At 66.1% G+C, this 12493-nt stretch carries 9 protein-coding genes; 6 read left to right on the forward strand and 3 right to left on the reverse strand.

Going from position 1 to position 12493, the window contains the following annotated elements:
• Window positions 1–5: 5 nt before the first annotated feature.
• From pilB to uraH, 3 genes are all read right to left on the reverse strand, one after another.
• Window positions 6–1733, reverse strand: coding sequence for a type IV-A pilus assembly ATPase PilB (gene pilB, locus MasN3_RS06560; protein WP_281913129.1), 1728 nt, complete (start codon window positions 1731–1733; stop codon window positions 6–8).
• Between the two features lie 234 nt (window positions 1734–1967).
• A complete protein-coding gene (locus tag MasN3_RS06565; protein ID WP_281913130.1) occupies window positions 1968–2525 on the reverse strand; it encodes a ClpP family protease in 558 nt (185 codons plus the stop codon).
• Window positions 2526–2592: 67 nt separating this feature from the next.
• A complete protein-coding gene (uraH, locus tag MasN3_RS06570) occupies window positions 2593–2946 on the reverse strand; it encodes a hydroxyisourate hydrolase (protein WP_281913131.1) in 354 nt (117 codons plus the stop codon).
• Between the two features lie 93 nt (window positions 2947–3039).
• On the opposite strand from uraH, the gene puuE reads away from it, so the two are divergent.
• The 6 genes from puuE to MasN3_RS06600 all read left to right on the forward strand — a co-directional run bounded on the left by puuE (window position 3040) and on the right by MasN3_RS06600 (window position 12016).
• The gene (gene puuE, locus MasN3_RS06575) at window positions 3040–3981 is read left to right on the forward strand and encodes an allantoinase PuuE (protein ID WP_281913132.1); all 942 of its coding nucleotides are present in this window, start codon (window positions 3040–3042) and stop codon (window positions 3979–3981) included.
• 127 nt (window positions 3982–4108) lie between these two features.
• On the forward strand, window positions 4109–5602 hold the full coding sequence (xdhA, locus tag MasN3_RS06580; RefSeq protein ID WP_281913134.1) for a xanthine dehydrogenase small subunit: 1494 nt from the start codon (window positions 4109–4111) through the stop codon (window positions 5600–5602).
• A gap of 13 nt (window positions 5603–5615) precedes the next feature.
• Window positions 5616–7946: a xanthine dehydrogenase molybdopterin binding subunit gene (gene xdhB / locus MasN3_RS06585; RefSeq protein ID WP_281913135.1), complete on the forward strand. Its 2331-nt coding sequence runs from the start codon at window positions 5616–5618 to the stop codon at window positions 7944–7946.
• Window positions 7946–9022, forward strand: a complete 1077-nt coding sequence (xdhC, locus tag MasN3_RS06590; RefSeq protein WP_281913136.1) for a xanthine dehydrogenase accessory protein XdhC — start codon at window positions 7946–7948, stop codon at window positions 9020–9022. The genes xdhB and xdhC overlap by 1 nt, the downstream gene beginning before the upstream one ends.
• Window positions 9022–10332 carry a guanine deaminase gene (guaD, locus tag MasN3_RS06595; protein ID WP_281913137.1) on the forward strand — a complete coding sequence of 437 codons (1311 nt, stop codon included), beginning with the start codon at window positions 9022–9024 and terminating at the stop codon, window positions 10330–10332. Before xdhC ends, guaD begins: the two co-directional genes overlap by 1 nt.
• A gap of 181 nt (window positions 10333–10513) precedes the next feature.
• The gene (locus tag MasN3_RS06600) at window positions 10514–12016 is read left to right on the forward strand and encodes an adenosine deaminase (RefSeq protein WP_281913138.1); all 1503 of its coding nucleotides are present in this window, start codon (window positions 10514–10516) and stop codon (window positions 12014–12016) included.
• Window positions 12017–12493 lie beyond the last annotated feature (477 nt).

A 12493-nucleotide genomic window follows, 5' to 3' on the forward strand; every position in this document is an offset into this window, starting at 1 on the left:
GTCGCCTATTCGTTGGTGCAGCCGAGCACTTCTTCGAGACTCGTGAGTCCTTGTTTTACCTTCATCAGGCCGGAGCGGCGCAGCGAGTTCACGCCTTCCTTCTCGGCCTGCTCGGCGATCTGCATCGCATTGCCGTGCCCCAGGATCAGGGCCTCGATGCTCGGCGTGATCGGCATGATCTGGTAGATGCCGACCCGGCCCTTGTAGCCGGAGCCGAGGCAGCGGTCGCAGCCCACCGGGCCGTAGGGCTTCCAGCCGCCTTCCAGGTCGCTGTCGCGGTAGCCGGCCGCCACCAGCACCTCGCGCGAGGTCTCGAGCGGCTGCTTGCAGCCGCACAGGCGGCGCGCCAGGCGCTGCGCCGTGATCAGGATCACCGAGGAAGCGATGTTGAAAGGCGCCACGCCCATGTTCATCAGGCGGGTCAGGGTCGAGGGCGCGTCGTTGGTGTGCAGGGTCGAGAACACCATGTGGCCGGTCTGGGCGGCCTTGATCGCGATGTCGGCGGTTTCCAGGTCGCGGATCTCGCCGACCATGATAATGTCCGGATCCTGGCGCAGGAAAGACTTCAGCGCCACCGGGAAGGTCAGGCCGGCCTTGTCGTTGACGTTCACCTGGTTTACGCCGGGCAGGTTGATCTCGGCCGGGTCTTCGGCGGTCGAGATGTTGATGCCGGGCTTGTTCAGCAGGTTCAGGCAGGTGTACAGCGACACCGTCTTGCCGGAGCCGGTCGGGCCGGTGACCAGCACCATGCCGTAGGGGCGCGAGATGGCGTCCAGCAGCAGCGCCTTCTGCTCGGGATCGTAGCCGAGCGCGTCGATGCCCATCTGCGCCTGGGTGGCGTCGAGGATACGCATGACGGTCTTTTCGCCGAACAGCGTGGGCAGCGTGCTGACGCGGAAGTCGATGGTGCGGGTCGGGCCGACGATCAGGCGCATGCGGCCGTCCTGCGGCACGCGCTTTTCCGAGATGTCGAGCTTGGCCAGCACCTTGATGCGCGAGACCAGCTTGTCGCGGATCGACAGCGGCGGATTGGCGTGGTCGCGCAGCACGCCGTCCACGCGCATGCGGATGCGGTAGTACTTCTCGTAGGGCTCGAAGTGGATGTCGGAGGCGCCCATCTGCACCGCGTCCATCAGGATCTTGTTCAGGAAGCGCACGATCGGCGCGTCCTCGACGTCGCTGCTGGCGTCGGGCGGCGCCACCGGCTGCGCGTCTTCCTCGGCGAATTCGATGTCGGCGTCGTCGCCGACCAGTTCGTTCAGCGTGGCTTCGGCGCTCTTGGCCAGCTTGTCCAGCAGCTTGAGCAGGACGTCGTGGGCCACGATCACCGGCTCCACCGAGGCCTCGCTCTGGAACTTGATCTGGTCTAGGGCCTGGATATTGGTCGGGTCGGACAGCGCCACCGACATCTTGTTGCCGCGCTTGGCCAGCGCGACGACGCGCTGCGCCTGCATCAGCTTGGCGTCGATGGCGGCCACCGGGAAGGCCTCGAGCGCGAAGCAGCTCAGGTCGAGCAGCGGGTAGCCGAAGGTCTCGGCGCAGAAGCTGGCCAGGGCGCCGGACTCGATGATGCCGCTGTCGAGCAGGGCATCGATGAAGGGGGTCTTGTCGGCGGCGGCCTTCTTGTGCAGCATGTCCGCCTGTCCCGGGCTCAGCTGGCTGGCCTGCACGAGCGCCCGCGCCAGTCCCGAGAGGGGCGCACCGGTGATCGTGTTGGGAAGGACTGCTGCCATAGAAGAAGGGCTGAAAGGACGGAGTATTACCCGGGGGATTCACTGGATGATGCCTACAGGCATCAACTTTGTAAAGCGTGCCGTGCCCCGGGAGATGCGCGCACGCCACGTAGGCAGGCTGTCACGCGGCGTTTCGTGGCCGGGCCGACAATCCTTGTGGTCGAGTCGACAATCAGTATGGCTCAGGTGACAAGGGTGCGTATTGACGCGAATGGGGGCAGCGCAGGCCTTGCCTCAATTCCACCAATGGCAAGTCGACCCGGCTGCCGGCAGCTGTGCCTGCACGGCGTCGTGGACGATGCCGGCCTTGAGCGCCCCGTCGGCATCGAAGATGCGGGCATTGCCGGTCAGGTTGCTGCGGATGTCGGTGGGGCAGCCGGCGGCGGCGGTGGCTTCGAGGAAGATGCTGGCGTAGCGTTCGGCGTCGAAATCGAGGCAGTCGCGCCATTCGGAGACGCGCGAATGGTCGGCCGCGACCAGGCTGCCGAAGCCCCAGTGCAGCGGGTGGATCAGGAAGCGCGTGCCGGGGCAGGCGTAGCGCTTTTGCCCGGCCAGGAAGATGACAACGGCCACCGATTCCACGCTGCCGATGTTGTGGGTGGTGAGCGGCACCGGCAGCGACTTCAGGAAGAAATACAGGGCGAAGCCGGCCGTCATGTTGCCGCCTTCGCTGGACATGTGCAGTTCGATCTCGGTCGCGCCGTTCTGCAGCGCCTGCAAGCAATTGTTGCGGATGCTGCTGGCGGAATGGTGGTTGATCGGTCCGATGAAATGAACTATGTGCAATGCCATGGGCTCTCCCGACGCGATGAGCGCCAGCATAGCAAGTTTCAGGCGCCGGCCGCGTCCGGAACAAGCCTCAGCTGCCCCGGTAGGTCGAGTACGACCACGGCGTCAGCACCAGCGGCACGTGGTAGTTCTGGGTGCCGTCATGGACGCCGAAGGCGATCGTGATGCGGTCGAGGAAGCGCGGCGCGGGCAGTTGCACGCCCTGGGCCGCGAAGTAGTCGCCCGCATGGAAGACCAGTTCGTACTGGCCGGGCCGCAGCAGCTCGCCTTCCAGCAGCGGTGCGGCGCAGCGGCCGTCGCTGTTGGTGAACTCGGTCTTGAGCAGGGTGCGGGCGTCCGGATCCAGGCGGTACAGATCGAGCTTGACGCCCGCGCCGGGGCGGCCATGGGCGGTATCGAGGACGTGGGTGGAGAGTTTTCCCATATCGGCGCAATGAGTGGAAGTATGCGGGCAATCATATACCGTTGTGCTTCCTGCAATATATGATCGCCGATATACCTGTCTATTTCCGAGCCCATGGACACCAACCCGAACTATCCGCGCGACCTGGTCGGCTACGGCCGCAATCCGCCGCATCCGCGCTGGCCCGGCGGCGCGCGCGTGGCCCTGCAGTTCGTCCTGAACTACGAGGAGGGCGGCGAGAACTGCGTGCTGCACGGCGACCAGGCCTCCGAGACCTTCCTGTCCGAGATCATCGGGGCGCAGGCCTTCCCGATGCGCCACATGAGCATGGAGTCGCTCTACGAATACGGTTCGCGCGCCGGCCTGTGGCGGATCCTGCGCCTGTTCGAGGAACGCAGGCTGCCGCTGACGGTCTTCGCCGTGGCGATGGCGCTCGAGCGCAACCCCGAGGCGCTCGCTGCCTTCCGCGAGCTGGGCCACGAGATCGCCTGCCACGGGCTGCGCTGGATCTCCTACCAGAATGTCGACGAGGCGACGGAGCGCGCCCACATGCTGGAAGCGGTGCGGATCATGCGCGAACTCACCGGACAGGCGCCGCTCGGCTGGTACACCGGGCGCGACTCGCCCAACACGCGCCGGCTGGTGGTCGAGCACGGCGGCTTCGCCTACGACGCCGACCATTACGGCGACGACCTGCCGTTCTGGCAGCTGGTCGACACCAGCGACGGCCGGCGGCTGCCGCACCTGGTGGTGCCGTACACGCTCGACACCAACGACATGCGCTTCGCCGCCCTGCAGGGCTTCAATTCGGGCACCCAGTTCTTCGACTACCTGAAGGATGCCTTCGACGTGCTGTACGCGGAAGGCGATCCGGATGGCCTGAACCGGCCCAAGATGCTGTCGATCGGCCTGCATTGCCGGCTGGTCGGGCGGCCGGCACGGGCCGCGGCGCTGGCGCGCTTCCTCGACTACGTCCAGGGCCACGAGGGCGTCTGGATCACGCGCCGCATCGATATCGCCAATCACTGGAAAACCGTCCATCCTTTCCTACAATGACAGGGCGGCACGATGCATAAGATATGCAAATATATTGATAAGTGATATATAGGTTATCTTATAAGTGGGATGCCTCCGGGTGGTAGTCTTCCGCCCCTTGCCGCTTTTGCAGCCACGAGAGAACAGAATGTCAGAGCCGATCCGCTTTTATTACCGCGGCGCCGTCCAGGAAGTACGTGACGCGCAGCCGACGCAGACCATCCTGCAGCACCTGCGCGAGGACCTGCATTGCACCGGCACCAAGGAAGGCTGCGCCGAGGGCGATTGCGGCGCCTGCACCGTGGTGATCGGCTCGCTCGAAGACGGCGAAGTGCAGCTCAAGGCGGTCAACTCCTGCATCCAGTTCACCCCCACGCTCGACGGCAAGGCCCTGTTTACGGTGGAAGACCTGCAAGGGCCGGACGGCAGCCTGCATCCGGTACAGCAGGCCCTGGTCGAGTGCCACGGTTCGCAGTGCGGCTTCTGCACGCCCGGCTTCGCGATGTCGCTGTGGGGCATGTACCTGAAACAGGAAAGCCATGGGCTTTCCGGCCACGGGCCTTCCAGCCGTGCGCCCTCGCGCTGCCAGATCGACGATGCGCTCTCCGGCAACCTGTGCCGCTGCACCGGCTACCGCCCGATCATCGAGGCGGCCCGCCGCATGGTCGAGCTGCCGCCAGCCGCGTTTGACCGCGCCGCGCTGGCCGAGCGCCTGCGGCAGCTAGAGCGCACCCACGGCTTCACCTACGCGGCGCGCGGCGGGCGCTTCCACATCCCGCGCACGCTCGCCGAACTGGTTCGCCTGCGCAGCGAATTCCCGCAGGCCCTGATGCTGGCCGGCTCGACCGACGTCGGCCTCTGGGTCACCAAGCACATGCGCGAGCTGAACGACATCCTCTATCTCGGCCAGGTGGACGAACTCAAGACACTGACCGAATCCGGCGACACCCTGGAGATCGGCGCCGGCGTGAGCCTGGACGATGCCTACGCGGCCGTCTGCCGTCACTATTCTGCTGAACTGACCGGGATGTGGCAGCGCTTCGCCTCGCTCCCGATCCGCAACGCCGGCACGCTGGGCGGCAACGTCGCCAACGGCTCGCCGATCGGCGACTCGATGCCCTGGCTGATCGCCCTGGGCGCCCAGGTGGTGCTGCGCGGCACCGCGGGCGAGCGGGTGCTGGCGCTGGAAGATTTTTATCTCGGCTACCAGCAGAAAGACCTGCAGCCGGGCGAATTCGTGCAGGGCCTGCGCGTGCCGCTGCCAAGCGAGGGCCTGCGCTTTCGCACCTATAAACTGGCCAAGCGCTTCGACCAGGATATCTCGGCCGTGTGCGCGGCCTTCGCGCTACGCCTCGACGGCGAGACGGTGGCCGATGCCCGCATCGCTTTTGGGGGCATGGCAGCCACGCCCAAGCGTGCGGCGAAGGCCGAAGCGCTGCTGGTCGGCCAGCCGTGGAGCGAGGCCGCGTTGCGCGCCGCCATGGACGCGCTGGCCCAGGATTACGCGCCGCTGAGCGACATGCGCGCTTCCAGCAGCTACCGCATGCTGGCCGCGCAAAACCTGCTGCGCCGCTTCTGGCTCGAAACCCGCCTCGACAATCCGCTGCCGGCCGCCGCGGTCAATGCCTTCGCGGCCGCTTGAGAGGAGTACCGACATGAACGACGCAGGCACCCCCATCATCGACGCGGCGCAATGGACCGAAGTCGGGCGCGCGCGCCCGCACGAATCGGCCGTGCTGCACGTGCTCGGCCAGGCCACCTATACCGACGACATCCGCGAGACCGCCGGCACCCTGCATGCGGCGCTCGGCCTGTCCGGCCGCGCCCATGCGCGCATCCTCGCCATCGACCTGGAGCCGGTACGCGCCAGCCGCGGCGTGGTGGCGGTGCTCACCGCGCAGGACATCCCGGGCCTGAACGACTGCGGCCCCATCATCCATGACGACCCGATCCTGGCCGACGGCCTGGTCCAGTACGTGGGACAGCCGGTGTTCATCGTCGTCGCCGACAGCCACGACAATGCGCGCCGCGCCGCCAGGCTGGCGCGGATCGACTACGAAGACCTGCCGGCGATCCTCACGCCGCAGGAGGCGCGCGCGGCCCGCTCGTATGTACTGCCGCCGATGCGCCTGGCGCGCGGCGATGCGCAAACCGCCTTCGCGGCGGCGCCGCACCGCGTCAAGGGCGAGCTCTACGTCGGCGGCCAGGAACAGTTCTACCTCGAGGGCCAGATCGCCTACGCGATTCCGGGCGAAGACCGGGGCATGCACGTCTACTGCTCGACCCAGCACCCGAGCGAGATGCAGCACGTGGTGGCGCACGCGCTCGGCCTGCACTCGCACCACGTGACGGTCGAGTGCCGCCGCATGGGCGGGGGCTTCGGCGGCAAGGAATCGCAGTCGGCGCTGTGGGCGTCGAGCGCGGCCATTGCCGCCGCGCGCACGCGCCGTCCGGTCAAGCTGCGCGCCGACCGCGACGACGACATGCTCGTCACCGGCAAGCGCCACTGCTTCCACTACGAGTATGAAGTCGGCTACGACGGCGAAGGGCGCATCCTGGCCGCGAAAGTCGACATGGTCACGCGCGCCGGCTTCTCGGCCGATCTGTCCGGCCCGGTGGCGACGCGCGCCGTCTGCCACTTCGACAACGCCTATTACCTGTCCGACGTCGAGATCCGCGCCGCCTGCGGCAAGACCAACACCCAGTCGAACACCGCCTTCCGCGGCTTCGGCGGGCCGCAGGGCGCGATCGCCATCGAGTACGTGATCGACGAGATCGCGCGCAATCTCGGCCGCGATCCGCTCGACATCCGCCGCCTGAACTTTTACGGCAAGAGCGAGCGCAACGTCACGCCCTACGGCCAGGCCATCGTCGACAACGTCATCCACGAGCTGGTGGCCGAGCTGGAGCAGACCAGCGAATACCACGCGCGCCGCGCGCACATCGATGAGTTCAACCGCGCCAGCCCGGTGCTCAAGAAGGGGCTCGCGCTCACCCCGGTGAAATTCGGCATCGCCTTCAACGTCACCCACCTGAACCAGGCCGGCGCGCTGGTGCACGTCTACGTGGACGGTTCGATCCTGGTGAACCACGGCGGCACCGAGATGGGGCAGGGCATCAACACCAAGGTGATGCAGGTGGTGGCGCATGAACTGGGCGTGGACCTGGGACGCGTGCGCGCCACCGCCACCAATACCAGCAAGGTCGCCAACACCTCGGCCACCGCCGCCTCGACCGGCGCGGACCTGAACGGCAAGGCCGCGCAGGACGCCGCGCGCAAGATCCGCGACCGGCTGGCCGCTTTTGTCGCTGCGGAGTTCGGCGGCGACCCCGCGGAGGTGCGCTTTGCCGACGATACCGTGTTCGTGGCCGGCCAGGCCCTGCGCTTCGGCGAGGTGGTGGCCAAGGCCTACCTGGCGCGGGTGCAGCTGTGGTCCGACGGCTTCTATGCCACCCCCGGACTGCACTGGGACCCGAAGACCATGAACGGCCACCCGTTCTCCTATTACGCCTACGGCGCCGCCGTGTCGGAAGTGGTGGTGGACACGCTCACCGGCGAATGGAAGCTGCTGCGCGCCGACGCCTTGTATGACGCCGGTAACTCGCTCAACCCGGCGATCGACATCGGCCAGGTCGAAGGCGCCTTCATCCAGGGCATGGGCTGGCTCACCACCGAGGAATTGTGGTGGAACCCGGCGGGCAAGTTGATGACGCATGCGCCCTCGACCTACAAGATCCCCGGCGTTTCCGACTGCCCGGAAGACTTCCGCGTGCGCCTGTTCAGGAACCGCAACGTCGAGGACAGCATCCACCGCTCCAAGGCCGTGGGCGAGCCGCCGCTGCTGCTGCCGTTCTCGGTGTTCTTCGCGATCCGCGACGCCGTATCGAGCGTCGGCGGACACCGGGTACATCCGCCGCTGAACGCGCCGGCCACCTGCGAGGAAATCCTGAAGGCGGTGGCGGCCGTCGAAGCGGCGAGCGCTTGATGAGCGATTGGCTGCCAACGGAGCTGCACGCACCGGCGGTGCTGGTGACGGTCGCCCGCGTCGAGGGCTCCGTCCCCCGCGAGCCGGGCGCCCGCATGCTGGTGGATGCGCGGGGCTTTCGCGGCACCATCGGCGGCGGCCACCTGGAACACCGGGCGCTGGAGATGGCACGGGCGATGCTGGGGCAGGGCGTTCGTCACGCGCATATCGAGCGGTTTCCGCTGGGGCCGAAGCTGGGGCAGTGCTGTGGGGGGATTGCGTGGCTGGCTTTTGAGTTCGCCGATGCCGAACAGCTCACGCTGCTCAATGCAAGACGCAGGGAAGATACGTGGCGCGTGGTGTGCGTAGGGTGGGCGGCTTCGCCGCCCACGCGTTCAACTGACGGAAGCTCAGCCGAGAATTCATCGTTAGCTGAACGCGTGGGCGGGAGACCTGCCCACCCTACGACGGCGCTGTTCGACGGCAGCGGACGCCAGCTCGCTGGCGGCGACGCTCCCGCATTCGACCGCACTGCCGGCACCCACATCTTCCAGGACGCCGACCACCGCCTCTGGCTGCTTGATGCCGTCCTTGCCCCGCGCGCCCACCTGATGCTGTTCGGGGCCGGCCACGTCGGCGCCGCCATCGTGCGCGCGCTGGCCGAACTGCCTTGCCGCGTCACCTGGATCGACGAGCGCGAGGACCTGTTCCCGGCAGCGGTCCCGGCCAACGTGACGGTCGAAGCGACCGACACTCCCGAGACGCTTGTTGAAAAAGCAGCACCCGGCACCAGCTTCCTGGTCATGACCCACAGCCACGCACTTGACCTGCGGCTGACACACGCGATACTGTCGCGTCCCGGCGCAGGGGATTGGTTCGGACTGATCGGATCAAGCACCAAGCGCCGCCAGTTCGAGCACCGCCTGCGCGAACGCGGCATCGATGACGCGCGCCTCGACACGATGGTCTGCCCAATAGGCTTGCCCGGCATCGAGGGCAAGGCCCCGGCCGTGATCGCAGCCTCCGTGGCGGCTCAGTTGCTGACCGTATGGGAAGCTTGCGCCCGCCACTCAGAAGTTTCAACGGAATTTAACTAATGTCCATCGCACAAACGAACGTGCAAGCCTACCGTGCGAGCTTGCTGCATTTTCACGGCGACCCGGCTTTCGACAGCGAGGCCCGCGCCTGGCACGAGGACGGCCTGCTGGTCGTCGAAGACGGCCGCATCAAGGCGGCAGGCGATTACGCGGCCCTGATCGGCAGCCTGCCGCCGGGCGTGGTCCCGCACGATTACCGCGGCCAGCTCATTACCCCGGGCTTTATCGACACCCACCTGCATTACCCGCAGACCGACATGGTCGCCTCGCCGAGCCCGGGCCTGCTGCCCTGGCTCGAGACCTACACCTTCCCGACCGAGCGCCGCTTCGAGGATCCGGCGCACGCGCGCGCGACCGCCGAATTCTTCCTCGACGAGCTGCTGCGCTGCGGGACCACCACGGCCGTGGTGTACTGCACCGTGCATCCGCAATCGGTGGACGCCTTTTTCGACGCCAGCGAGGCGCGCAACTTGCGCATGGTGGCCGGCAAGGTGCTGATGGACCGTCATTGCCCGGACTTCCTGCGCGACCTCGAGGGCAGCGTGGGAACCAGCGCGGACCTGATCGAGAAGTGGCACAAGCGCGGCCGCCAGCTGTATGCGATCACCCCGCGCTTTGCTCCCACCTCGACCGACGCCCAGCTGCGCGCCACCGCCGAGCTGGCCCAGGCCTATCCGGACACCTTCATCCAGACCCACGTCTCGGAGAACAAGGACGAGTGCAAGTGGGTGGGCGAACTGCATCCGCAGGCGCGCAGCTACCTGGACGTCTACGAGCGCTTCGGCCTGATGCGCCCGCGCGCCCTGTTCGGCCACTGCATCTGGCTGGACGACGAGGACTTCGCGCGCATGACGGCCACCGGATCGGCGGCGGCGGTGTGCCCCACCTCCAACCTGTTCCTCGGCAGCGGCCTGTTCGACTTCGACAAGGCCGATAGCGCGCGCACGCAGCTCTCGCTCGGCACCGACGTCGGCGCCGGCACCTCGTTCTCGATGCTGCAGACCATGAACGAGGCCTACAAGGTGGCGCGCCTGAAAGGCAGCTACCTACCGGCGGAACGCATGTTCTACCTGGCCACGCTGGGCGCGGCCCGGGCCATGGGCCTGGAAGGCACGATCGGCAATTTCCAGCCGGGGGCGGAAGCGGACTTCGTCGTGCTCGATCCGACCTGCACGCCGCTGCTGGCGCGCAGGACCCGGCAGCTGGACTCGCTGGAAGAGCTGCTGTTCGCGCTGGCGCTGCTGGGGGATGACCGGACCATCCGGGCGACATACTCGGCCGGCATGCAGGTCCACGCCCGCGCCGCTTGATGTCCGTAGGGTGGTCGGCTCTGCCGACCGCGCGTTCAAACTTCAGTACTGCCGCCCGCGCGGATGTTCCATTGCTTGCTGAACGCGCGGACGGCGAAGCCGTCCACCCTACGTACGATATTGCCAACGCTAACTCAACCGTATAGAGTTGCGCGGTCCACCGCACGAGAAAGCACCACCCATGTACAAACAACTGACCGGCAGCGTCCTGCTCGCCCTGGCCGTCGCCGGCGCCCCGCAGGCCCTGGCCAAGGGCCCGGCCGCAGCGAACACCAAGGCGAACGAAGCCGCCACCGCGCGCCACTATGCGAGCCTGATCGCCGGCGAGCCGAAGACCGCCGAGCTGACCCTGTTCTTCACCCAGATGCCGAAGGGCGGCGACCTGCACCACCATTATTCGGGTTCGGTCTACGCCGAGCAGTACGTCGACTTCCTCGACAAGCAGGGCTACTGCGTCGACAAGCGCACTTACCGCATCGAGACCAAGAAGGAAGTGGTGGCCGCCGAGCGCGCCAAGCCGGCGGAAGAGCGCAACTGCCTGTCGACCGCCGAGGTCTACGCCGACGACTACACCTACCGCGAGCTGCTGCAGCGCTGGTCGAACAAGGACTTCTACAACCACGGCGCGATCCAGCCGCCGCCGGACCGCCTGTTCTTCCAGACCTTCGGTTTCTTCGGTCCGGTGTCGAACGCGAACTTCCGCGAAGGCCTGCAAGAGCTGAAGAAACGCGCCATCGCGGAAAACGTCAGCTACATCGAGACCATGTTCAAAATGTCGCCGTTCGTGGTGAACAAGGACTTCGACGCCCAGGCCTGGAACAATGCGCACGACGACAGGGCCTTCGAGGCCCAGATGGGCGCCTGGCTGGCCGTGCTGGAACAGGATGCCGGCTTCCGGAAACAGACCGAGGACTTCGTCGCGAAAATCCACGAGTCGGCCGAGGGCATCGACGACGAGCGCTTCACCATGCGCTACCAGACCTACGTGCTGCGCCTCCTGAACCCGTCGCAGGTGTTCTCCTCGATGGTGTCCGGCTTCCGGGCCGCGGCCATGAGCGACAAGATCGTGGGCGTCAATATCGTCGGCCAGGAAAGCACCATGGTCTCGATGCGCGACTACACGCTGCACATGAAGATGTTCCGCTTCCTGAAGTCGCGCTACCCGGAAGTGAAGGTGGCCATGCACGCCGGCGAGCTGGCGCTGGGCGACGTGCCGCCGGAAGGCCTGAAGTTCCACATCGACCAGGCCCTGGTGGTCGCCAACGCCGACCGCATCGGCCACGGCCTCGACCTGGCGCACGAGAGCAATGCCCCGGCCATCCTGGCCAAGATGCGCAAGGACGACATCCCGGTCGAGATCAACCTGACCTCGAACGCCTTCATCAGCGGCATCGAAGGCGCGAACCATCCGATCACCCTGTACCGGCAATACGGCGTGCCCTACGTGATCTCGACCGACGATGCCGGCGTCACCCGCCACACCCTGTCGAACGAGTACGTGCTGTTCGCCAGCCGCTACAAGCCGGACTACGCGGAGATGAAGCGGACCTCGTACAACAGCATCCGCTACGCCTTCCTTCCGGTGGCAGAAAAACAACGTTTGACCCGCCAACTGGATGAGCGTTTCGCCGCCTTCGAGGCGAAGATCGCCGCCCTGGCGAAAACGCGCGCAGCCGTGAAGTAAAGCTTTCCAGAAGCGCTACACGGCCTGCGTGGAGCGCTTCTGCGTCACCCTGGGCGAGTGACTTCTTGATACTCGCTTAGCAAATATTCATCTTTTGTGGCCTTCCTGCTACAAAAAATCCTCTTCCATCCTCGGTTTAGCGAAATTTTTCTTAAAAAAATTTCGCCTAGGAATGCCGCCTTTATAATCCCGCCTTGTCATTTTGCTGGGAACCACGCTGAGTTTGTGGCGTATCAACAACGTGCTGGCCCGTATTTATACGACAAACGTATGAATGTCGAAGCCAAAACGAATTTGCCGCTTTGTTAACGCTCATGCATATTGGAGTTTGATTTCCAAAAGGCATTTCCCGTTAGACGGGCATCCGCATGATGAAACTCTGCGGTGTAACTTCGTTGAAATACTTGCACGTTAGACTTGCCGCCGCCACCCGGCAGGACCGCCGGCGCACCACGCAGCAAATAAAAGAGATTGCAG

The organism is Massilia varians, from assembly GCF_027923905.1.
Lineage (GTDB): Bacteria > Pseudomonadota > Gammaproteobacteria > Burkholderiales > Burkholderiaceae_D > Telluria > Telluria varians_B.